The organism is Synechococcus sp. Cruz-7E5 (genome assembly GCF_024345995.1).
Lineage (GTDB): Bacteria > Cyanobacteriota > Cyanobacteriia > PCC-6307 > Cyanobiaceae > Regnicoccus_A.
The window spans coordinates 192,695-215,263 of the sequence record NZ_JAGQCE010000001.1 but is presented as its reverse complement, the minus strand read 5'-3'; the positions used below and the strand labels follow the sequence as shown (position 1 = coordinate 215,263).

20 protein-coding genes are annotated in these 22,569 nt (G+C 67.5%); 6 read left to right on the top strand and 14 right to left on the bottom strand.

Features of this window, described 5'->3' with window-relative positions; genetic code table 11:
- The first annotated feature begins 127 nt into the window (after positions 1-127).
- The 3 genes from KBY77_RS01040 (at position 128) to KBY77_RS01030 (ending at position 3,084) form a co-directional block, all read left to right on the top strand.
- Positions 128-1,672: a carboxypeptidase M32 gene (locus KBY77_RS01040; RefSeq protein ID WP_255101760.1), complete on the top strand. Its 1,545-nt coding sequence runs from the start codon at positions 128-130 to the stop codon at positions 1,670-1,672.
- A gap of 66 nt (positions 1,673-1,738) precedes the next feature.
- The gene (locus KBY77_RS01035; protein ID WP_094554552.1) at positions 1,739-2,326 is read left to right on the top strand and encodes an inorganic diphosphatase; all 588 of its coding nucleotides are present in this window, start codon (positions 1,739-1,741) and stop codon (positions 2,324-2,326) included.
- An 8-nt stretch (positions 2,327-2,334) separates the two neighbouring features.
- Positions 2,335-3,084 (top strand): L,D-transpeptidase, encoded by a 750-nt coding sequence (locus KBY77_RS01030; RefSeq protein WP_255101759.1) that lies wholly within the window; start codon positions 2,335-2,337, stop codon positions 3,082-3,084.
- A gap of 2 nt (positions 3,085-3,086) precedes the next feature.
- On the opposite strand, the gene KBY77_RS01025 is transcribed toward KBY77_RS01030, so the two are convergent.
- From KBY77_RS01025 to rpoD, 6 genes are all read right to left on the bottom strand, one after another.
- Positions 3,087-5,066 (bottom strand): chloride channel protein, encoded by a 1,980-nt coding sequence (locus KBY77_RS01025; RefSeq protein ID WP_399211948.1) that lies wholly within the window; start codon positions 5,064-5,066, stop codon positions 3,087-3,089.
- Entirely contained in the window at positions 5,041-5,994 is a 954-nt protein-coding gene (gene hemC, locus KBY77_RS01020; RefSeq protein WP_255101757.1) for a hydroxymethylbilane synthase, read from the bottom strand. Before hemC ends, KBY77_RS01025 begins: the two co-directional genes overlap by 26 nt.
- 95 nt (positions 5,995-6,089) lie before the next feature.
- Positions 6,090-6,518 (bottom strand): DUF1824 family protein, encoded by a 429-nt coding sequence (locus tag KBY77_RS01015; RefSeq protein WP_255101756.1) that lies wholly within the window; start codon positions 6,516-6,518, stop codon positions 6,090-6,092.
- Complete coding sequence (locus tag KBY77_RS01010) at positions 6,511-7,197, bottom strand: phosphatase PAP2 family protein (protein WP_255101755.1); 687 nt, start codon at positions 7,195-7,197, stop codon at positions 6,511-6,513. Before KBY77_RS01010 ends, KBY77_RS01015 begins: the two co-directional genes overlap by 8 nt.
- A 58-nt stretch (positions 7,198-7,255) precedes the next feature.
- Positions 7,256-9,016, bottom strand: coding sequence for a glycosyltransferase family 39 protein (locus tag KBY77_RS01005; protein WP_255101754.1), 1,761 nt, complete (start codon positions 9,014-9,016; stop codon positions 7,256-7,258).
- A 122-nt stretch (positions 9,017-9,138) separates the two neighbouring features.
- A complete protein-coding gene (gene rpoD, locus KBY77_RS01000) occupies positions 9,139-10,560 on the bottom strand; it encodes an RNA polymerase sigma factor RpoD (protein WP_255101753.1) in 1,422 nt (473 codons plus the stop codon).
- 422 nt (positions 10,561-10,982) lie between these two features.
- Here rpoD and priA point away from each other — a divergent pair, with 422 nt between their 5' ends.
- Positions 10,983-13,244 (top strand): primosomal protein N', encoded by a 2,262-nt coding sequence (gene priA, locus KBY77_RS00995; RefSeq protein ID WP_255101752.1) that lies wholly within the window; start codon positions 10,983-10,985, stop codon positions 13,242-13,244.
- A gap of 8 nt (positions 13,245-13,252) precedes the next feature.
- On the opposite strand, the gene KBY77_RS00990 is transcribed toward priA, so the two are convergent.
- From KBY77_RS00990 to KBY77_RS00980, 3 genes are read right to left on the bottom strand one after another with little or no spacing between them, the layout of a single operon-like run.
- The gene (locus KBY77_RS00990) at positions 13,253-14,434 is read right to left on the bottom strand and encodes a DUF3153 domain-containing protein (protein WP_255101751.1); all 1,182 of its coding nucleotides are present in this window, start codon (positions 14,432-14,434) and stop codon (positions 13,253-13,255) included.
- Positions 14,361-15,278: an acetylglutamate kinase gene (gene argB / locus KBY77_RS00985; RefSeq protein ID WP_255101750.1), complete on the bottom strand. Its 918-nt coding sequence runs from the start codon at positions 15,276-15,278 to the stop codon at positions 14,361-14,363. Before argB ends, KBY77_RS00990 begins: the two co-directional genes overlap by 74 nt.
- A 54-nt stretch (positions 15,279-15,332) precedes the next feature.
- Positions 15,333-15,899: a DUF2854 domain-containing protein gene (locus KBY77_RS00980; RefSeq protein ID WP_255101749.1), complete on the bottom strand. Its 567-nt coding sequence runs from the start codon at positions 15,897-15,899 to the stop codon at positions 15,333-15,335.
- A gap of 61 nt (positions 15,900-15,960) precedes the next feature.
- On the opposite strand from KBY77_RS00980, the gene KBY77_RS00975 reads away from it, so the two are divergent.
- Positions 15,961-16,194: a hypothetical protein gene (locus KBY77_RS00975; RefSeq protein ID WP_255101748.1), complete on the top strand. Its 234-nt coding sequence runs from the start codon at positions 15,961-15,963 to the stop codon at positions 16,192-16,194.
- 24 nt (positions 16,195-16,218) lie between these two features.
- On the opposite strand, the gene KBY77_RS00970 is transcribed toward KBY77_RS00975, so the two are convergent.
- Positions 16,219-16,773, bottom strand: coding sequence for a single-stranded DNA-binding protein (locus KBY77_RS00970; protein ID WP_255101747.1), 555 nt, complete (start codon positions 16,771-16,773; stop codon positions 16,219-16,221).
- 48 nt (positions 16,774-16,821) lie between these two features.
- On the opposite strand from KBY77_RS00970, the gene KBY77_RS00965 reads away from it, so the two are divergent.
- On the top strand, positions 16,822-17,709 hold the full coding sequence (locus KBY77_RS00965; RefSeq protein ID WP_255101746.1) for a precorrin-6A/cobalt-precorrin-6A reductase: 888 nt from the start codon (positions 16,822-16,824) through the stop codon (positions 17,707-17,709).
- On the opposite strand, the gene KBY77_RS00960 is transcribed toward KBY77_RS00965, so the two are convergent.
- From KBY77_RS00960 to KBY77_RS00945, 4 genes are all read right to left on the bottom strand, one after another.
- Positions 17,674-18,678 (bottom strand): adenosine kinase, encoded by a 1,005-nt coding sequence (locus KBY77_RS00960; protein WP_255101745.1) that lies wholly within the window; start codon positions 18,676-18,678, stop codon positions 17,674-17,676. The genes KBY77_RS00965 and KBY77_RS00960 overlap by 36 nt on opposite strands.
- A complete protein-coding gene (locus KBY77_RS00955; RefSeq protein WP_255101744.1) occupies positions 18,675-19,988 on the bottom strand; it encodes an adenylosuccinate synthase in 1,314 nt (437 codons plus the stop codon). Before KBY77_RS00955 ends, KBY77_RS00960 begins: the two co-directional genes overlap by 4 nt.
- Before the next feature lie 137 nt (positions 19,989-20,125).
- Positions 20,126-20,620, bottom strand: coding sequence for a photosystem II protein Psb27 (psb27, locus tag KBY77_RS00950; RefSeq protein WP_255101743.1), 495 nt, complete (start codon positions 20,618-20,620; stop codon positions 20,126-20,128).
- Positions 20,621-20,648: 28 nt separating this feature from the next.
- Positions 20,649-22,478: a proline--tRNA ligase gene (locus KBY77_RS00945; RefSeq protein ID WP_255101742.1), complete on the bottom strand. Its 1,830-nt coding sequence runs from the start codon at positions 22,476-22,478 to the stop codon at positions 20,649-20,651.
- Between the last annotated feature and the right edge of the window lie 91 nt (positions 22,479-22,569).

Genomic DNA, 22,569 nt, shown 5'->3' with positions numbered 1-22,569 from the left:
CTCGACGCACAAACTACCGAGGCCGGCCAGAACATCAACGCCATGCCGGCAGGCCATGGAGACGCTCAGGCCAGCGGCTGGTTGAGGCTCGGCGCCATGCTTGGGGCCGTCACCCTGCTCCCGTCCCATGCCCCAGCCGGGTCAGGCGCTTGTGCGCCTCCGTGAGCATCTGCATCAGACCCGGCTGCTGGGTTCCATCAGCAGCGCGCTCTATTACGACCAGAACACAGTGATGCCATCGGCGGGCGCTGACTGGCGGGGTCAGCAGCTGTCCCTGCTGGCGAGCCAGCTGCACGAGCGGCAGTGCAGCGAGACCTACGCGGGGCTGGTGGCAGCGGCCGAGGCCGAGGTTGATCGCTCAGCCCCCGCCTCCACCCGGCGGAATCTGCAGCTGCTGAGGCAGGAACTGGAGCGGCAGCGCAGCCTGGATCCCCAGCTGGTAGCCCGCCTTGCCGCAGCCCAGTCCCGGGGCAATGCCGTCTGGCAGGAAGCCCGGCGCAGCAACGACTTCGCGGTCTTCGCGCCGGCGCTCGAGGAGCTCCTGCAGCTGCGTCGTGAGCAGGCCGCCCAGCTGGCGCCGATCGAGCCAGCCGGCCGCAGCCCCTGGGAGATCCTGGCCCAGCCCTTCGAGCCCGATGTCAGCAAGGACCGTCTCCAGGAGCTGTTCAAGCCCCTCTCCGAAGGGATCCCGCCGCTGCTGGAGCGGGTGCTGGTCTCATCCCCTGCTGCTGCTGCTGCGTCCAGCCCCTCGGCCCCAGCCGTCGCCATCCCGGAGGGGCTGCAGGAGAACCTCTGCGCCGAGCTGCTCGAGAGCTGGGGCTACGACCCCAGCCGCTGCCAGCGCTCCCGCTCGGCCCATCCCTTCTCCTGCACCCTGGGCCCGGCCGACTACCGCATCACCAGCCGGGTGGTGCCGGATCAACCCTTTTCAGCATTCCTGGCCACCGCCCATGAATGGGGCCACTCCCTCTATGAGCAGGGGCTCCCCCGCGGCGACGACCACTACTTCCCCTGGCCCCTGGGGGAGGCCACCTCAATGGGGGTGCATGAGTCGCAGTCGTTGTTCTGGGAGTGCAGGGTGGCGCGCAGCCAGGCCTTTGCCAGTCGCTGGCATGGCCGCTTCAGCGGGGCACTGGGCAGCGATCCCTGGGGCGGCAGCCACTCCTTCTGGCGAGGGCTCAACCCGATGCGGCCGGGGCTGATCCGGGTGGAAGCCGACGAGCTCACCTATTGCCTGCACATCGTGCTCCGCTTCGAGCTGGAGCTGGCCCTGGTGGAGCAGGGGTTGCCGGTGTCGGAGCTGCCAGAGCTCTGGAACCGGCGCATGGGCGAGCTGCTGGGGATCAGGCCGGAGCGGGATGCCGAAGGTTGCCTGCAGGACATCCACTGGGCCGAAGGCCTGTTCGGCTATTTCCCCTCGTATGCCCTCGGCCACCTGATCAGTGCCCAGCTGGCCGAGTCGATGGAGCAGCAGCTCGGACCGATTGAGTCGGCGGTGGGCGCCGCCGAGGAATCGCGGCTTCAGCACTGGCTGAGTGAGAACGTCTGGCCCCTGGGCCGCTCCGTCAATGGAGAGGAGCTGGTGGCCCAGGTCACCGGGGTGCCCCTGAGCGCCAGCCCATTCCTGCGTTACCTCAGCGGCAAGGTCGACCGGCTGCTGGAGAGCAGTTGAGTCGGGCCTGGCTTCCGCTCAGCCCGGCGTCCGTAAGATGCCGCCGCAGCCGCTTCGCGACGCCCCATGGCGAACATCGACCACGCCCCCAGCCGCACCATGCTCAACCTGCTGCATGTGCTGCCCGCGTTCGCCGATGAAGAGGAACTGCGGCTGAATGCGATCGTCGAGCTCAACTCGATGACCATCAACAAGTACGAGCTGATCACCGAAACCGGCCATCTCAAGCTTGATCGGGTGGGCTACTCCTCGCTCTCCTACCCCTTCGCCTACGGCTGTATCCCCCGCACCTGGGACGAGGACGGCGATCCGCTCGACATTGAGATCGTGGGCGTCACCGAACCCCTGGTGCCCGGCAGCCTGGTGGAGGCCCGAATCATCGGCATCATGACCTTCGACGACGGCGGTGAGGTGGACGACAAGGTGATCGCCGTGCTGGCCGATGACAAGCGCATGGATCACATCACCAGCTACGAGCAGCTCGGCGCCCACTGGCTCAAGGAAACCCAGTACTACTGGGAGCACTACAAGGATCTGAAGAAGCCCGGCACCTGCAAAGTCAATGGCTTTCTCAACACCCAGGAGGCTGTTCGGATCATCAAGGAGTGCGAGGCGCGCTATCTAGAGCAGATTGACGCCAAACTGGTGAACTGAACCGCCCCGTGCGTTCGTCGATCCTTTCCTCAGCCTCGATCCACCGCCTCTCGATCTACAGCATGCGCTCCAACCACTCCCGTCTGCTGCAGGCCCCAGCCGCCGCACTCGCTGCAGGCCTGCTCACCGGTCTGGCCGGCTTCGGGGTCGCCGCGTCGTACCCGGCTTTGGCCAGTGGCATTCTCACCCCCACTGCCCCGATCCCCAACGTTCCGGCGACCACGCCGCCGGTAACCACGCCGCCGGCGATCGGCAGCCCGGCAGCCGTCCTCCAGGCCGACCCGCCCCCTGCGCCCCCCGCTGCTTCCCCGGCTCCGGCCGGCGCTCCGGTTGCCCCCCAGGCGGCTCCGGTCAGCAACTCCAGGATTCTGCTGGCCCTTGGCAAGCGTGAGATCCGCCTCGAGCGCGACGGCAAGGTCTATGGCCCCTGGCCGGTGGCGATCGGTGATCCCGCCACCCCCACACCCACCGGCACCTTCAATGTCACCAACAAGGTGATCAATCCTCAGTACGTGAGCACCAGCTCAGGCCAGAAGAAAGGCGTGCTCGGCCCCAATGGTCCCCTCGGCGACCGCTGGATCGGCTTCAAGACCAAGGGACCCAATCAGTTCGGCATTCACGGCACCCCCAACGCCTGGGCCTGGACCGTGAGCTCCCGCGCCGCCGTGACGAATGGCTGCGTGCGCATGTTCCATGAGCATGTGCGCAAGCTGTTCGAGATGGTGGAGGTGGGAACGCCAGTGGTGGTGGTGCGCTGAGCTCAGATCCGAAGCTTGCGGGCGAGGGCCCTGGCCATGCCATCACGGCTGGCCAGGCCCAGCAGGGCATGAGCCGGCAAGCCGCTGTTCGGCAAGCCGGCTGGTAGCTGGGCCAGTCCAGGACCGTCGAGATCGAAGACCGGCACCTGGCGCAGGCCATTGGGCACCAGCTGGTCCTCCAGTTGGGCCAGGTTCGCCTGAACCGGCAGCCAGAGCAGATCCGAGCGGCGGCACTCCTCCAGCGGCAACCCTTCAACCCCGTGGCCGGCGCTGATCGCCCGTTGCAGGTCGATCAGGGTCACCACACCGATCACCCAGCCGTCGCGCTCCACCACCAGGCAGTGGCCGTGCGCTTCGATCAGCAGCCCCAGGGCCGCCCTGGCCGGGGTGGTGGCCTTGAGCACCAGCGGGGCCTCCGCCTCAAGGGCCTCGATCACAGGCAGGGCAGCCAGCCCTTGTCTCCGTTCCTCTTCGGCTGGATCCGGCCCCAGCATGCCCGGGTCCGCCAGTCCCTGCCAGCGTTCCACCAGCACGGCACTGAGGCCGGTGGCTGCCATCAGCGGCAGCACGATGCGAATGTCGTGGGTGAGCTCGAACAGCAACAGCAACGCCGTCAGCGGCGCCCTGGCACTGCCGGCAAGCACGGCTGCCATGCCCACCATGGCGTAGGCCGGCGGCTCCGCCACCGGCAGACCGAAACCGCTGTCCCCCAGCAGCTGGCCGTAGAGATTGCCGAGCACGGCCCCGAGAAACAGGGCGGGTGCAAAGCCGCCGCCCACGAACCCCGTGGCATTACTGAGGCCCGTGGCCAGCAGCTTCACCACCAGCAGGGCCGCCAGTGTGGTGAGCGCCACGCCCCCCTCGCTGCCGAGCAGGGCCTCGATCGTGTCGTAGCCCACTCCCAGCACCTGGGGGAAGCCCAGGGCCATCACACCCACTCCGAGGCCACCGAGCCCATTGAGCAGCCACAGGGGCAGACGGGCAAACCGTTGTTGCACCGGCTCACTGCGCCCGGCCGCCAGCAGACTCACCAACGCCCACGACATCAGGCTGGCCACCAGCCCCAGACCCAGGTAGAGCGGCAACTCCAGCGGTGATCGAACCTCATAGACCGGCAGGCGGAAGATCGGCTCATCACCGAGGCACAGCTGGGTCACCAGCGAAGACGCCACCGCTGCCACCAGCACCGCCCGCAGACTGGGCCGCCCGGGAATGGCGCTGTAGGCCCCTTCGAAGGCAAAGAACACCCCGGCGATCGGGGCCTTGAAGCCGGCGGCCAGTCCCGCTGCCACACCCGCGGCCACCAGAGCCTTCTGGGATTCGGGCGGCAGTCGTCCCCGCAGCGCCACCCACAGGCCAAGGTTGCCGCCGCTCTCCACGCTCGGCCCCTCGGGTCCCAGAGAAGCGCCACTGCCCAGGCTCAGGGAGGCGGCCACCAGCCGCAGCCCCGGCAGACGCGGCAGGGCAGGCGCCGCCCCGTCGGCCATCGCCATCAGGCTGGGCAGGCTGGGGCCCAGATCGCGGCCCACCTGGCGCAACAACCCCACCGCCACGCCGCCCAGCAGGGGGGCGATGACCACCGGCCATGAAGCCAGCCAGCCGCTGGGTCCAATCGGCGGCAGGGGAGTGGGCTCCGGCAGGGGCGGTGGCGGCGGTGGCAGAAAGCCAACCCCGCCCAGACCGAGCTGCAGCAGGGCCTTCAGGGGGGTGCCGGAGTCGGGATCAGGGGCGCTGAACACCTCCACCGGGGTGGGATCCAGCTGCTGAGAACTCACCAGATCGAGCACCCACTCCACCAGGGTGCCGAACAGGAAATTGTTGATGAATCCCAGCAGGTAGTGGAAGCCCACCACGGCCACACCGGTGAGGATCCCCACCAGCGCGGCCCATGCCAGCAGGCTCCACTGATAGGGAAGCCCGCGCGTATCACCTTCCAGTGGTGCGGCGGAGCCTGCCTCAGGCTTCGGGCCTGACCGCTGCAAAGATCTCCTCCAGAATTTCACCAGCGCCCTGGCTGCGCAGCAGCTGGGCGAGGCTGATGCCGATCGCTTCGGGATCCTGCTGGGGGCCGCGCGCCTCATCCCGGATCAGGCGCAGACCATCCAGGCTGGCCACCATGCCCGTGAGCACCAGTTCCTCACCCTCGAAACGGCTGTTCACACCGATCGGCACCTGGCAACCGCCCTCGAGCTGCCGCAGGAAGGCCCGCTCCGCCAGACAGCGACGGGCGGTGGGGGTGTGCTCCAGCACCTTGATCTGCTCAAGAACCGCGCTGTCGCCAAGGCGGCATTCGATTCCCAGGGCCCCCTGGCCCACCGCATGCAGCGAAATCGAGGGATCGATCAGGGCGTCGATGCGGTGGCCCAGGCCGAGGCGTCCCAGGCCGGCGGCCGCCAGGATCAGGCAGTCGTAGCCGCCGGCATCGAGCTTCTCGAGGCGGGTGATCACATTGCCGCGCACGTCCTTGAACTGGAAGTGGGGGAAGTGGTGGCGCAGCTGGGCCAGACGCCGCAGTGAGCTGGTGCCCACCACGCTGCCCTCAGGAAGGGTCTCAAGGCTGCAGCCCCGATGGCGCTCGTGCAGCACCAGTGCATCGGCGGGATCTTCACGCTCGGTGATGCAGCCGAGCATCAGGCCTTCGGGCAGGTTGGTGGGCAGGTCCTTGAGACTGTGCACGGCGATGTCGGCCTGATCCACCAGCATCTGGGCCTCCAGTTCCTTGGTGAACAGGCCCTTGTCGCCGATCTTGGCGAGAGCCACATCCAGGATCTTGTCGCCCTGGGTTGCCATCGCTTCGATGCTGATCTCCAGGTCCGGATGGGCCCGGGTCAGTTCATCGCGCACCCAGTGGGTCTGCACCATCGCCAGCTGGCTGCGGCGGGAGGCGATTCGCAGAGTGGTGCCAGCCATCAATCGATTCCTCAGCCCGGCCGCGTGGCCGTAGAACAGCGGTCAAGCCTAAGGACCGGCCGGCCAGCTGAAGGCCAGCGCAGGCTGCACCGTGATCAGCCGAAAAAGTCGAGGGGCAGGGGCCCCCAGGTTCCGGTGGCTTCCGGATTGCTGTCGCTCTGGCCGCCGATCAGCAGCCCCTCCCCCAGACCGCTCTCGGCCCGCAGCAGGAAGCGGCCCGTGCGCTGATTCCCCTTGAGGAATACGGGCCCTTCCACAAGCTCCTCGCTCTCGCCCTGCAGCGGGCTCCAGCCCTGGGCGGCCTCGCACGACCGCATGGCGGCCAGGGCCGCCTGGGCCGATGGGGCCATCACACCGATCGTGAACCAGTCGCAGGCGGCCAGGCGCTGCTTCAGCTCCTGGCCCAGGGACTGACGCTGGGCAGCATCCAGGCTGGGGGCGCTGCGCAGGCCCATCAGGCTGGTGAGATCACTGGAGGTTGCGCTGCTGCTGGCGTTCATGGTGGCCGGTTCGGGCTCAGCCACTCTGACGCTCAGCGCAGAAGCGCATGCTGGTCAGGCAGATGCTCAGCCAGATGAAGCCCACGGCTGCCCCCGCGATGATGTCCGTGAGCCAGTGCACACGGCAATAGAGGGTGCTCACCCAGATCAGGCCCACCCAGAGGGCGGAGCCCAGCACCAGTGGGCGGCGCAGCTGCGGGTAACGCTCCGCCAGGATCGTGCACATCAGGAAATAGAAGACCACCGCCCCGGCGGCATGGCCGCTGGGAAAACTGCGGCCGATCACCTCCACCAGACGGCCCAGGGGCCGGGCACGATCGAACTGGGGCTTCAACCAGCGATCCACGATCAGGAGGATGCCGCTGGTGCCGATGGCGACCCAGATCAACTGGTTCCACGACCGCTTGATCAACAGGAAGATCAAGGCCGCCAGCACCAGCATCGCCGTGAAGCGGGTGCCGCTCACCTGATACACGATCACCAGAAAGCGGCCCATGCTCTCGGGGATGCGATCTCCCAGCCAGGCCAGTACGGCCTCATCGAACGCCGGCTCCTTCTGACTCAGCACCACCTGCTCGATCCAGATCACCACCAGGGCCGCCAGGCCGCAGAGCAGCAGCCTCACTGGGCCGAACAACCGGAACCAGCGGCGGATTGCGGTGAGGGTCGGCGCGGAGAAAATCGGGGATTGGGTTTGGATCAAGTGATCAGCCGATCGGTTCGTTGGTGTTCTGGGTCACTCATGGTGCCCGATCATCGCGTCAGCTGGTGCGCGGAACACGCCAGAGCTGGTGGCCGGCACGGCTCTCCAGCAGCTCGGCCCCAGGCAAGGTCTCCGGCAGGTCCCTGAGGCGGAATTCCTCTCCGAAGATCAGCACGCTGCGGGCGGCTGAGCCAGGCGCCGGGGGTTGCCTCAGTTCCTCCCGGGCACCTTCCGGGCTGTCGAGGAAAATGGCCTCGCGGCCGCTGTAGAACACCACGCTGTAGCGCTTGTAGCCCACCACCCAGAGCGCTTCGCCGGGGGCTGCCAGCTGCCCGGCCCGCTCCGCCAGCTCCCGCACCGGCCGCTGCCGCTGGGCTTCCATCAGCGGTGCCAGGGGGGGCACCACCAAAGCCATCAGCAGCAGCATGGCGGCCAGATCCGGCAGCCAGAGAGATTTGGGTCGGCCTGGACGCAGCAGCAGGACGACCAGGCCGATGGCACTTCCCGCCAGGATCACTGCCAGCAGCAGGGGCAGGCCGGAGCGGCTGAGGGCGCTGGCAAAGCCGGGATAGGCCGGATCCGTGGCAGCCCAGCGCGGGGCCAGGGCGGCGGCTGGGGCCAGGGCGGCGAACACCAGGGCATTTGCCCAGCCGCTCCAGCGCTGGGGCCGGTCGCTCTGGTGGGCAGCCACCAGCTCGCTGCCGCCACTGGCCTCAGGGGCGACACTCTCGAGCGGAAACCAGTAGAGGGCGAGCAGCAGGGCTGTGGCCGGCACCAGAGGCAGGATGTAGCCGGCCAGCTTGGTGGCGGCAGCGGAGAAGAACAGCAGCACCACCAGGAACCAGACCAGGCAGAAGAGGGCCAACTGGGCCTGGGGAGGCTGGCGGCGCCAGGTCTTCAACTTCCAGAACCTCAGCCGCATCAGCGCCACAGGCAGGTGAAACGACCAGGGCAGCAGCAACAGCAGCACCCAGGGCAGATAGAAGTGCCAGGGGCCGGCGTGGCGATAGAGCACCGAGGTGAACCGCTGGATGTTGCTGAACCCGAAGAATCCCCCCAGAAAGGCCATGCCATGGGCCTGGGCCGCCAGGACATACCAGGGCAGCACAACCACCAGGAAGGTCACGACGACCGGCAGCAACGGCAATCGCCGCACATAGGCGATCAGCTGGCCCTGGGCGATCAGGAACACCAGAGCCACCAGCCCCGGCAGCACCAGGCCCACCGGCCCCTTGGCCAGTACGGCGATGGCACTGAACAGAGGCATGGCCACAAAACCCAGGCGCCGGGCCCTGCTGCCTGCGGGCTGGCTGTAGCTGAGGAAGAAACCGAACAGGCTCAGGGCGATGGCGCTGGCCAGGAACATGTCGGTGACGGAACTGCGGCCCCAGCCGATCCAGCCGGGGTTGAGTGCCAGCAGGGCCGCACCGAAGGCGGCCCTCTGCCAGCGCTGGCGCAGGCCCCCATCAGCAGAGGCGCTGACCCACAGTAGGCAGAAACCCGCCAGCACCACCGCACTGGCCGCCAGGGCCACCGGCAGACGGGCGGCCCACTCATTCACACCGAAGAGGCGGAAGCTGAGGGCCACCATCCAATACCCCCAGACGGGGTAATCGAAGAAGTATTCGCCATTCCAGATCGGGGTGATCCAGTCCCCCCGCTCAACCATCTGGCGGCCCACCTCCACGAACAGGGCCTCGGTCTTGTCCATCAGACTGAGGCTGCCCAGGTTCTGAAAGAACGCCAGCCAGCACAACAGCAGATAGCCGAGGCCGCTCACCAGCCAGAGCCGGCGCTGATCGCGCTCCAGCCAGGTCATCCATCCCTGAGTGATCAACACGCCATCCGGCAAGGAACAGGGCAAAGTAACGGGCAGCCGCCCGTATGGACCGCCTCGCTCAGGGCCGAAAAGCGACGGAGCGAGGGCTCAGGAGATCGGGGCTACTTGATGTACTCCTTGAGCACACCGTTGCGGTTGGGATGGCGCAGCTTGCGCAGGGCCTTGGCCTCGATCTGGCGGATTCTTTCGCGGGTTACATCAAAAATCTGCCCGATCTCCTCCAGGGTCTTCATGCGGCCGTCGTCGAGGCCGTAGCGCAGACGCAGCACATCCCGCTCGCGGGGGCTGAGGGTGGCGAGCACGCCTTCGAGATCTTCGCGCAGCAGATTCTTGGCCACGTCCTGCTCAGGATTCTCGATGTCGGCTTCGATGAAGTCGCCCAGACGGGAATCTTCTTCCTTGCCGATCGGGGTTTCCAGCGAAATGGGCAGCTGCGCTGACTTGGCGATGAAGCGCAGCTTCTCGATCGTCATCTCCATGCTCTCGGCGATCTCTTCCTCGGTTGGCTTGCGGCCGAACTCCTGGGAGAGCACCTTGGTGGTTTTCTTGATGCGGGAGATCGTTTCGTAGAGGTGCACCGGCAGGCGGATCGTGCGGCTCTGGTCGGCGATGGCGCGGGTGATCGCCTGACGGATCCACCAGGTGGCGTAGGTGGAGAATTTGTAGCCTTTCTCGTGGTCGAACTTCTCAGCGGCGCGGATCAGGCCGAGGCTGCCTTCCTGAATCAGATCCTGGAAGGAGAGTCCACGGTTCATGTACTTCTTGGCGATCGAAACCACCAGGCGCAGATTCGACTGCACCATCTTTTCCTTGGCACGGCGGCCCAGCATCAGGCGCCGACGGAATTTGAGCGGTGGCATGTCCACCAGCACGGCCCATTCCTTGTTGTCGGGATAGTGGCCGTTGTCCTGCTCGAACTGGGTGGCCAGCTCCTCCAGCAGCAGCAGATCAGCGATCTTGCGCGCCAGCTCGATTTCCTCATCGGGGCGGAGCAGGCGAATCCGGCCGATCTCCTGCAGGTAGACCCGGATCGAATCTTCGGTGTAAACCCCCTTCGGGCCCACCTTGATGCTGGCCAGGGCCTTTTCCTTGGCGGAGCTCTTCTTGTCCTTGGCACCGTCGGCTGCCTCGAGCAGCTCGTCGGCTGCCGCGCTGAGGTCGATACTGACTGTTTCAGCCTTGGGTTTGGCCGCCGCTTTGGCAGTGGTTGCTTTCGCTTTGGTGGCGCCAGCCTTGGCGGCTGCTGAGCCGACTTTGGCGGTGGTGCTCTTCGCAGCCGTCTTCGCGGCGGGCTTGCGGGTCCTGGTGACGGTGTTGGCTGCCGTCAGGGCCTCGCCCTTGTCAGCAGCGTCAGGAGCAGCAAGGTCGGCATTTGCCTTGGCGGATGACTTGGGGGAGGCTTTGGCCTTGCCGGCGCTGGCCTTCGGTTTGAGCTTCACCGCCACTTCCTCTCCCGATGGAGCGGCCACCATCAGGATCTGAGGAACGCCCGGCTTGGGGCTGGCGGCGGAGACTGGGCTCATAGCGGGACTGCGACGGGGTGACGGAATGGTCAAGTGAAAACAATTGGGCCGACAAGTTCAGGCCGGAAATTCAGCCAAGCCAATTTGGCGTGATGACAACATCACGACACAAAACGTTTCTTCAGCATCCCAGTGAAGCCGTTGGCCGACCAGGATCAAAAACAGGCCCCATCAGGCGCCGGGTGGAAGCGGAGGAATCAAAGACCTGACGACATGGAACGACCCGGAGGCCAGGCAGTGCTGTCAGGGGTGTTCGCAGACCGGGAGGCGCGCTGGAGGGGGTCTCCAAGCAGCCTGCACTTCAGGTCTTCCCACTGGACGGAACTCTGCCTGGTTCCGACAGCAGCCAGTTGAGCTGCTCAACTCCTTTATCTTAAGAAACCCCTATGGGGTTTGCAAGGCGAATCTCGACCGTGTTGGAGATGTCCTTGCCCCCGCTCTGGGTTCAGGTCTGGGTGGAGGCTGGTCGGGAGGGGAGAATCTTCACCTACTCCGCAGCACCGGCCCTTGGCCTGGCGGTCGGGGATCTGGTGGGCGTGCGTCTGAGGGGACGTCCCCAGATCGGCCTGGTGGTCGACACCCTGGCTGAGGTTCCGGCTGATCTCGATCCAGCGGTGATCCAGTCCGTGGAAGGTCTTCACCAGGCCGCAGCCGTGGATCCCCACTGGCAGGCGCTGCTGCAGGAGGTGTCCCGTCAGTGCCACACCAGCCTGTTTCGAACCCTCAAGACAGCCTTGCCTCCAGGCTGGCTTGGACAGCGGCCGGGACGGGCCCAGCCCCAGCTGCGTACCCAGCTCTGGTTGGAGCTGGTGGAGAGCCCCCAGCCACTCACCAGCCGCCAATGCCAGCTGATCGATCGCCTGCGGGAAAGCCCCGGCTCGGCGGCTCCTCAGAGCACGGTCATGGCGTGGGGTTTCAGCCGTTCCCTGCTGCAGGCCCTGGTGGCCAAAGGCTGGTTGCGCAGCAGCCGACAGGTGCTCTCTGGCGGCGGTGCGCCTCAGCCAGGCGCCGTCCAGCAGTCTCCTGATCTGGCCGGCGGGCCGCTTGAGTCACCCCGCCCCCTGAATCCGGAGCAACAGGCAGCCCTCGAGCAGATCCTCGCCGGATCCAGCGGCCAGGAGTTCCTGCTCTGGGGAGTGACCGGCTCAGGCAAGACGGAGGTGTATCTGCAGGCGGCGGCGGCCTGCCTGGCTTCCGGCCGCAGTGCCCTGATCCTCACTCCTGAGATCGGACTGATCCCCCAGTTGCTCGACCGCTGCCGTGCCCGCTTCGGCGGCCGCATCCTCGAGTTCCACAGCGGCCTCTCGGAGCGGGCGCGCATCGCCGCCTGGCGCCGCTGTCTGCAGGCCGGCTCCACTGAGCCGCTGATCGCCGTGGGCACTCGCTCGGCGGTGTTCCTGCCCCTGGCGCCCCTGGGCCTGATCGTGCTGGATGAGGAGCACGACAGTTCCTATAAGCAGGCCAGTCCGATGCCCTGCTACCACGCCAGGGAGGTGGCCCGCCTGCGCTGCCGTGCCGCGGGCGCCAGGCTGCTGCTTGGAAGCGCCACCCCCTCCCTGGAGTCGTGGCTGGCCTGCCGGCGTCCCCAACAGCCGGCCAGCCTGCTGCGCCTCAGCCGCCGCATCAGTGGCCAGGAGCCAGCGCCGGTGCGGGTGGTGGACCTGCGTCAGGAGCTGGCGGAGGGCCACCGCCGCCTGATCAGCCGGGCCCTGATGGAGCGGATGGAGCGGCTCCAGGAGCGGGGGGAGCAGGCCGTGGTGCTGGTGCCCCGCCGCGGCTACAGCAGTTTCCTGAGCTGCCGCAGTTGCGGTGAGGTGGTTCAGTGCCCCCACTGCGATGTGTCCCTCACGGTCCACCGGCTGCGCGATGGCAGTCAGACCCTGCGCTGCCACTGGTGCGGCCACCGCCAGCCCCTGACCTCCCGCTGCGGGGCCTGCGGTTCCACCGCCTTCAAGCCCTTCGGTGCCGGCACCCAGCGGGTGATGGAGCAGCTGGAGCAGGAACTCTCGGGTCTGCGCCTGTTGCGCTTCGACCGGGACAGCACCCGGGGCCGGGATGGGCACCGAGGCCTGCTGCAACGCTTCGCGGCCGGGGAGGCCGATGTGCTCGTGGGCACCCAGATGCTGGCCAAGGGCATGGATCTGCCCCGGGTCACCCTGGCGGCGGTGCTGGCAGCCGATGGTCTCCTGCACCGGCCTGATCTGCGGGCCTCGGAGCACTGCCTGCAGCTGCTGCTGCAGCTGGCGGGCAGGGCCGGCAGGGGGGAGCGTCCCGGGGAGGTGATCGTGCAGACCTACCTGCCGGATCACCCCGTGATCCAGCATCTGATCGACGGCCGCTACGACATTTTTCTCGAGGCGGAACTGCAGCTGCGCCGCCAGGCCCAGCTGGTGCCCTTCAGCCGGGCCTGTCTGCTGCGTCTGGCTGGCCCATCCGGAGCGGCCACAGCCACGGCCGCAGCTGCCCTGGCCGAGCAGCTGCGGCCCCAGGTGGAGCAGGCCGGCTGGCAGATGATCGGCCCCGCACCTGCCGCGGTGGCGCGGGTGGCGGGCCGCTACCGCTGGCAACTGCTGCTGCACGGCCCCGCCGGCGCCGACCTGCCCCTGCCTCCAGAAGCCGAGCTGCGCGCCGGCCTGGCCCGCAGCGTGAGCCTCTCGATTGATCCCGATCCGATCGAGCTCTGAGGGGATCCCTACGGGGAGGGCAATTCAGGCCAGCCGAATCCAGCCTGCCGCCGCAACCGCTGCAGCACCAGGCTGAGCACCAGCAACAGGGCGATCAGCAGGCTGCCCAGGCCGAGGCGGCTCCAGCGCCAGGCGCTCAGCTCCAGCCGGTTGATGGCCCCCAGCTGCAGGGGCCAGTTCAGCCCTTCGGGCCGGGGCTCCACGGCCAGCGGCTGGGCCATTCGCACCGTCCCGACGCCCAGGGAGCGGAGCCTCAGGGTGAAGCTCAGGCCCGGCAGGGGCTGAACCTGGCGCAGGTCGAGCTCGAAGCCGAGCTGCTGACTAACACCGAGCAGCCAGTTGCGCTCCTGCAGGCTCAGCACCGGGGCAGGCAGTGCCTGCCCCGTGAGCGCGCCGGCATCGAGAGCCAGGCGTTGCAACAGGCCGGAGGCTTCCGCCGCCGACACCACGCCGCTGCTGAGGCTGAGGCGGCCCCGATCCGGATCCAGGGACAACTTGAAGCGACTGAGATCAGGGTCGGCTGAGAGGGTGCTGGCGAACTGCCTCTGCCAGGGCATCCAACTGCCGCTGACGCTGCTGAGGCTCTGACTGAGCTCGAGCCGACCCGGTGCCGGCAGGCTGAGCTCGGTGTCGACGCGCAGGCAGCCCCCCAGCAGCCCCGTGAGCAGCAGCAGCACAGCCAGCACGACGATCGCAAAGCCCAGGGGAGCCCGGGTTGGACCCACCGGTGGCGGTGGCGCTGACTCCGCTCTGGCGCGGCCTGGGCGGGCCTGGGCCAGGGGCATCACCCGTTGCTGCAGCGACTCCACCCCGCCGATCGGCGGCAAGGTGATGGACCAGTTCTCCGGCCGCTTGAGGCTGGGGGCCTCGAGAATCAAGCTGAGGTCCCGGGCCTGCCGGCGCAGGTCGGGATCAACGCAGGCCTGGAGGCCGCGCACACAGCTGGCCGCCCGCTCAGACTCCCCCTGGCCGATCAGCGCCGTGGCCATCAGCATCCGGGCCCGTCCGCCCAGGGGCACCGTGATGGCATGGGCCGCCACGATCGGCTCCAGCAAGCGCAGGCAGCGGCCGTACTCACCGCATTCGAGCGCGGCGCGAGCCGGGGCCAGTGGATCCTCAGCCACGCCGCTGGGCACTCGCTCGGGCGGCGGCGCGGCTGCTGCCGACCACCATCGTGCCGACGCCGGCATCGGTGAACACCTCCAGCAGCAGGGCATGGGGGACTCGGCCATCGATGATGTGGGCCGCGCCGACCCCCTGGGCCAGGGCCCGGATGCAGCATTCAGTCTTGGGTGTCATCCCCGCGTTGACGACGCCGGTGCGGATCAGCTCCCGGGCCTCGGGCAAGGTGATCTGGCGCAAGAGGCTGGAGGGATCCTCCCGGTCCTGCAGGATGCCCGGGGTGTCGGTGAGCAGGATCAGCTTCTCGGCCTGAAGGGCAGCGGCAAGCTCCCCGGCCACCGTGTCGGCATTGATGTTGTGAGCCTGGCCACTGGGATCGGCAGCCACACTCGAGATCACCGGGATGTAGCCGCTCTGCAGCAGAGGTGCGAGCACATCGGGGTTGACCGCCGCCACCTCTCCCACCAGTCCGTGGGAACCCTCCCCCCAGGTGCGGGCCTCCACCAGGGCCCCATCGCTGCCGGAGAGCCCCACGGCACGGCCGCCAACCCGGTTGAGACCGTTGACGATCTGCTTGTTGACCCGACCCACAAGCACCATTTCCACCACATCCATGGTGTCGAGGTCGGTGACCCGCAGCCCATCACGGAATTGGGCGGGGATTTCCAGCTTCTTCAGCCACTGGTTGATCTCCGGTCCGCCGCCGTGTACCACCACCGGCTGCACCCCCACGCAGGCCAGCAGAGCCAGGTCGCGGAAGACTGCCTCGCGCAGATCTTCACGCACCATCGCCGCTCCGCCGTACTTCACCACCACGCGGCGTCCGGCGAAGCGCTGGATATAAGGAAGCGCCTCACTGAGCACGGACACCCTCAGGGTGTCCTCAGCGCTGATGACGGGGTCCTGGCTCAAGAGGGGAAGGTAAGTGGGTGGGCGTGGGGACCGGCAGAGCGCCGGGGCCGGGGCTCAGGCCGCTGGAGCGGACTCGACGAGATCAGCGCCGGGCAGCAGGCTCAGTTCCAGCTCGGTGGCTGAGATCAGGCGCAGCTCAGCGCGCAGTCCAGGCCCGAAGAAGCGACCCAGCCGCTCCTGCTTGGCCTGCCATCGTTCCGGCGGAACTCCATGGCAGCGGAAGTGGAGCACCAGGCCATAGCCGCCCTCCACCTCGCGCTCGGCCACGCTCAGCAGCTCCGGCGGGGCGTCGTCGTTCCAGAGCTTGAGGGCTTCGAGGGAGCTCTCGAGGTGGGCCTTCTGGCCATAACGCCAGCGGGTCACGTCTTTGAGAAGCTTGCGCAGGGGCTCGCTCTCGGGTTGCTCGCGCAGCTGCCGCAGCTCCGCTGCCGGCGTGAGCCGCTGAGCTGGAGGCAGCTCCGACGACTTCAGGGCCAGGCCTCCCAGCAGCACCGGAACGCCGTAGAACACTCCCGCCAGGCTGATGTTGGGGCTGTCGGTGACGTAGGCGATCGAGCCGATAACGGTGAGCGCCGCCCCGAGGATGGTCAGCAGGCTGCCGGGCGATGTGAGTGCTTCCATGGCGCCATCTTCCTGCAGCGCGGTCCAGGATGGCGATCGTTGCCCAGGAGTTCCTCCGGCCATGGATCACCCCAGCCCCGCTGCCGATCCCGCTTCGCCTTCGTCCACCCCCGAGATCCCGTTCAACGACCCCAGCACCCTGACGCTGCTGGACCAGCTCGCCGAAGATCGCCTCTGGCTGCTGCAGCAGATCGATGGCGGCCGCTGGCCCGATCTGAGGCTGGATCTCGCTGCGCTGGAGCGGGAGCTCGGTCAGCTGCTCGACCAGGCTCGCCAGCGGCTCGAACCGGGATGATCCAGTCCTCGGAAGGGGATCTGCTCAGAAGGGGATTTCGTCGTCGTCGTCGGCCAGATCAGGCACCAGCGGCGAGGTGTTCCAGGTGGGAGGCGGTGGCTCCGCGGCAGCAGGGCGCGGTGCCGCAGTGACGGGCCGGGGCGCCGCAGGCGCTGGCCGTGGAATCGTGCGCACCGGCGCGCCTGCGGCCTGGGATCCAGTCGCTTGAGCCGTACCCCCCTGAGCCATCGCTGCAGCCATGGAAGGCGCCGACGATGGAGCCGCAGCGGAACCCTGGGCCGTGAGGGGGTGAAGGCGGGCGAGGGTGAATTCGGCGCGCTTTTCCTTGGTGCCATCGGCGCGGGAGACGGTGCTCATGCGCAGCCGGCCCTCGATCATCAGCCGCTGTCCCACCTGCACCCGGTTCTGAAGATCCTGGGCGAGATTGCCCCAGCCCACCACCTTCAGTTGCCCCGGGGGATCATCTGGGCGGAGACCGTCGAGCTCGACGGCCATCTCCGCCACCGGTGTCTGGTTGTCCTGGGTGTAGCGCACCTGGGGTGCCTCGAGCACCACCACCTCCAGCAAACAGTGGTTCACGACCCCCTCGACGACAGTGGGCCCCATCCTGATGCACGGAGCCATCCCTTGATCGCCGGATCTGAGGCGGCGGACGCCGCTGCTGCACCAGGACGGCGGCCATCGATCTGGCTGCTGGGCGGCACCGGAGAAGGGCCGCTGATCGTCAGCCGGCTGCTGGCCGCCGGTTGGAGTGTGCAGATATCTCTTGTGAGCGAGGACGCTCTGCGGGCCTATCCCTCCCACCCCCGGCTGCAGAGTCGCCTGGGAGCACTGGCCGGCCCCGGGGCGATCGAAGCCGAACTGCTTGATGCTCCCCTTGCCCCTTTCCGTTGGGTGATTGATGCCAGCCACCCCTTCGCCGCCCTGATCAGCGCCGATCTGGCGGCGGTCTGCTCCCGCGGCGGTCAACCCCTGCTTCGCCTCCGGCGCCCGCCGGTCCGCCAGCGGCCTGGGACCAGGCTGATCCTGCTCGATCAGCTGGAGGATCTGGCCGGAATCGATCTGGCAGACGAGCGATTGCTGCTGGCCATCGGCGCCCGCCATCTGGCGAGGGCCGTGGCGCTGGCCACGACCAGTGCCTGCTTCGCCCGCATCCTGCCCAACCCGACAAGCCTGCGGCAGGCCCTGGCGGCGGGACTGGGTGAGGGTGCCCTTGCCTGCCACCGTCCCGGCACGGGGCCACCAGCGTCCACGGCCGGTTCGATCGAGCGGGCTCTGCTGGAGCACTGGGGCATCTCGGCGGTGCTCTGCCGCCAGTCGGGCGGCCCGACTGAACAGCTCTGGCAGCAGCTCTGCGCCGAGCTGGGGCTGACGCTGCTGCTGCTCAGGCGACCGGCCGAACCGCTGCCTGAGTCGGGTCTGTGGCCTCTGGAGGAGTTGCTGGCACAAGTAGGACGGCCAGAGCCCACTGGAGCGGAATCAGCCCAGGTGCTCGGCCACCAACTGGGGCAGTGAGGCCCGCGGGCGTGGCCCCAGCTGGGTGATCACCTGGCCGGCACAGAGAGATCCCAGCTGGCCGCAGCGCTCCAGAGTCTCCCCGCGGGTGAGTCCGTAGAGGAAACCGGATGCATAGAGATCACCGGCTCCGGTGGTGTCGACCAGGGGGCCGAGCACCCAGGGATCGATCCGATGCACCTGCCCGTTCCCGAGAACCACCGATCCCAGGGCACCGCGCGTGAGCACGGCGATGGAGCAGCGACCGCGAACCTGCTCCATCGCCGCCTCGAAACCATCGCACTGGTACAGCGCGGTGATCTCAGCTTCGTTGGCGAAGAGCACGTCAACGTGGCCATCGACCAGCTCCTGGAAGCTCTGCCGGTGGCGCTCGACGCAGAAGGCATCGGAGAGGGAGAGGGCCACCTGGCCACCGGCGGCACGCATCACATCAGCGGCGGCGAGGAAGGCCCGCTTGGCGGACTCCCCATCCCAGAGGTATCCCTCCAGGTAAAGCATCCCTGCCTGGCGCACCAGGTCCAGGTCCAGGTCGGCTGGTTCAAGGTCCACCGAGGCGCCCAGATAGGTGCACATCGTGCGCTGGGCATCGGGGGTGACCAGGATCAGGCAACGGGCGGTGGCTGCACCCGTGCTGGCGGCCGGGGTCTCGAAGCGAGCCCCCACCGAGCGGATGTCGTGGCTGAAGATCGCCCCCAGCTGGTCGTCACGCACCCGGCCGATGAACCCGGCCCGGGCGCCGAGCTGGGCCAGGCCCGCCAGGGTGTTGGCGGCCGAACCTCCGGAAGTTTCCAGTCCAGGGCCGGCCGCTTCGTAGAGCTTCTGGGCCTGCTCGGCATCCACCAGGGCCATGCCGCCCTTGTTCAGTCCATGCTCCTCGAGGAAGGCGTCGTCGGAGCTGACCAGCACGTCGACGATCGCGTTGCCGATGCCCACCACATCGAGGGATCGGCCGTCGGCGTGGATCGTCATACGTTCAGCAGGGCGCGCTTGGGTCCGTGGATCGGATCCTCCACGACGATGGTCTGATCACGCTGGGCGCCGAGGGAGACGATCGCGATCGGCACTTCCATCAGCTCAGCCAGAAACCGGAGGTAGGCCATGGCGGCGGCGGGCAGATCCTCGAGGGCGCGGCACTCGGCGGTGGAGCACTGCCAGCCAGGCAGGGTCTGAAAGATCGGACGGCAGCGGGCAAAGGTCTCGGCGCTGCTGGGGAAGTGATCGATGCGTTCGCCATCGAGCTCATAGGCCACGCCGACCTGGATCTCATCGAGTTCATCGAGCACATCGAGCTTGGTGATGGCCAGGCAATCCAGTCCGTTCACCTCCACGGCGTAGCGACCGATCACCCCATCGAACCAGCCGCAGCGGCGACGGCGCCCCGTGGTGGTGCCGTACTCCCCGCCCCGGTCGCAGAGGTGGTCGTTGATGCTGCCCTGCAGTTCCGTGGGGAAGGGACCCTCTCCCACCCGGGTGGTGTAGGCCTTTGCCACCCCGATGACTCGGTCGATCAGGGTGGGGCCCACGCCGGCGCCGATGCAGGCGCCGCCGGAGACGGGATTCGATGAGGTGACGTAGGGGTAGGTGCCGTGGTCGAGATCAAGCAGGGTTCCCTGGGCGCCCTCGAAGAGGATGTTCTGCCGGGCCCGGGCCGCCTGGTGGATCGTGCGGGTGCAATCGACCACATGCGGGGCAAGACGCTCGCCATAGGCGAGGTATTCCGTCAGCACCACCTCGGGATCAAGCGGCTCAAGGCCGTAGATCCGCTCCAGGATCAGATTCTTTTCGGCCAGTGGCCCCATCAGGCGCTCGCGCAGGCGCACGGGATCCAGCAGGTCGATCACCCGGATGCCGTTCCGGTCTGACTTGTCGGCGTAGGTGGGACCAATGCCCCGGCCGGTGGTGCCGATGCGCCGATCACCGCGGCGCTCTTCCATCGCCAGATCGATCAGGCGGTGGTAGGGCATCGTGACGTGAGCCGTGGATGCCAGCTTCAGTCCGGAAATGTCGATGCCGTAGTCCCCGAGCATGTCGAGTTCTTCGAGCATGATGCGCGGGTCGACCACCGTGCCCGAACCGATCAGACAGATGGTGTCGGGGTAGAGAATTCCGGAGGGAATGAGGTGAAGTTTCAGCACCTTGTCGTCGACCACGATCGTGTGGCCGGCATTCACTCCACCCTGATAACGAACCACCACATCGGCGGATCGGCTCAGCAGATCGGTGATCTTGCCTTTCCCCTCGTCGCCCCACTGTGCACCGATGACGACAACATTGGCCAAGGACACAGCGGCCCGTAGCCGCTTCTAAGCACAAGGGTCAAGAGTCTCAGATGACCAGCCCTTTCGTCAAAGCCCTGGGGCCTGAAGGCAAGCTGGCTGGGCGCTGGAGAGTTTCTGGCCCTCGACCCTGAGGGAAATCAGGTGCCCCGGACAACGGTGGTTTCGGCTTTTTTCAATTCTTTTTCCAGGCGGCTCTTGAGCGCGTCAGGCAGGGGACGGTTGGCGTAATTGGTGTAGTGCCCGGCCAGGGAGTTCAAGGCGGTCTGCATGGTGGTGAAGGAGGGCAGTCCGTTCACCCGGGCCTTCGGCCTGTAAAGGGCCATGTAGTCGTTGATCAGGACGCGGGCTTCGCTTTCGGCTTCGGAGCGGGCCGGGTCATCCTGGCTGAGGGCAATGGTTCCCAGCAAGGATTCAGCCACCGTCATGGTGTCCTCGACGTAGGAACCGCTGAGGCTGTTGCTGGCACTGCCGCAGCTGGTGAGCGTGAGGCTGAGCCCGAGCGCGATCGCCAGCAGGGGAGACAGCGTGCGGCTCCACCAGCTCGGAGAGAACAGCCTGTCCCAGCAGGCCTGGAGAGCTGCGCTGAGGGCTGGCCCAGTCGAACGGAAGAAGGACCTCCAGACAACAGTCATCAGCGTCTCTGCGTGTCGATGGCCGATCTTACGAGCTCCCCGTCGCCAGTCCCAGGCGTGCGGCGCCGATGTGCTCCTGCAGCAGTGTCACCACCTCCTGGGCGGCCACGTCTCGCTTGGCTCCGCTTGCGCGCTCCACCAGCTCCACCTGGCCAGAGGCGGCACCGCGCCCCACTACCACCCGCCAGGGGATTCCGATCAGATCGGCATCCTTGAACTTCACCCCGGCCCGCTCGCCGCGGTCATCGAGCAGCACCTCAAGTCCAGCCCGCTCGAGCTCGTCGTGAAGCTGTTCCCCGAGAGCCACCTGAACGGGGTCCTGGGCGCTGGCCACCACCACGATCACCTCGAAGGGAGCGATCGGCACGGGCCAGCGAATGCCCAGGTGATCGTGGTGCTGCTCAACGGCCGCCTGGGCCAGCCGGGACACCCCGATGCCGTAGCAGCCCATCCACAACGGCTCATCCAGACCCTGTTCATTGGTGAAGTTGGCCTCCAGGGCCTGGGAATACTTGCGCCCGAGCTGGAAGATGTGACCCACCTCGATGCCGCGGCTGGCCACAAGCCGCTGGCTGGGGTCCTGCAGGCAACGCTCCCCCGGCTGGGCTGAGCGCAGGTCGGCCACGCTCGGCCGCCCGCCCGCCAGCTCCGACCAGCGGGCTCCCACCAGGTGTGTGTCCGGGCGGTTGGCCCCGCAGACGAAGGCTTCGAGCTCCGCTGCGGTGCCATCCGCCAGGCGCAGAAACGAGGTTTGCCATCTGCGCGCTCCCGCCAGCAGTTCATCGCCAAGATGCGGACCCAGGCAGCCCAGAGGCCAGTCAGGCAGCCCCTCGGAGCGGATCTGATCCGGCGTGATCGGCTCCAGATCCAAAAGGGCCCCGGCCCCTTCCCCCAGCGACGCGCTGACGGCGTTGGCCAGCTTGGTGGGGTTGAGCTGCTGATCGCCGCGCAGGCTCACCAGAACGGGCTGTGGTTTGGCTTCGGCGCAGCGGGCCAGCAGGAGCAGCACCTTCACCGTCTGGCTGGGCTCGAAGCCATGGGCAGCGCAGAGGGCCTCGATGCTGTGCTGCCCTGGGGTGTGGAGTTCCACCGCGCCGGAGCCGGCGCTGACCATGGGTACCGCCGGCTCCGGCAACGAGCAGGCCCGCTCCTGATTGGCGGCATAACGTCCATCCGCACTGCTGAGGATCAGATCCTCTCCGGCATCGGCGGTGACCATGAACTCCTGACTGGCAGAGCCTCCGATGGCGCCGCTGTCGGCCTCCACTGCCACGGTGCGCAGGCCACAGCGGCTGAAGATGCGGCGGTAGGCCTCGTCCATGCGCTGATAGGTGAGCCTGAGATCGGCCTCGTCGGCATGGAAGGAATAGGCATCCTTCATGATGAATTCGCGACCGCGCATCAGGCCGAAGCGGGGCCGGATCTCATCCCTGAATTTGGTCTGGATCTGGTAAAGGCTTACCGGCAGTTGCCGATAGGAGCGGAGCAGGTCGGCGGCCAGGGCCGTGATCACTTCTTCATGGGTCGGACCGAGCCCCATGGAGCGGTCCTGGCGGTCGACCAGGTGAAACATGATCCCTTCCCCGGCGGTATAGCCCTGCCAGCGGCCGCTGCGTTCCCAGAGGCTGGCGGGCTGCAGGGCGGGGAGGAGGGTTTCCAGGGCGCCGGTAGCGTCCATCTCCTGGCGCACGATCGCCGAGATCTTGGTCAGTACCCGCCAGAGCAGGGGCAGATAGGCGTATACACCCGAGGCCACCCGGCGCATATAGCCGCCACGGAGCAGCAGTTTGTGGGACGGGATCTCGGCTTCCGCCGGGTCATCCCGCAGCGTCACCAGCATCAGGCGGGAGACGCGCATGGAAGGAAGACACAGCTTGAGCAGCCCGGGAACCTATCACCGCACAGGCCATGGGTTTTTCAGGGCGGACGGGAACCGGGGCTGGTCTTGC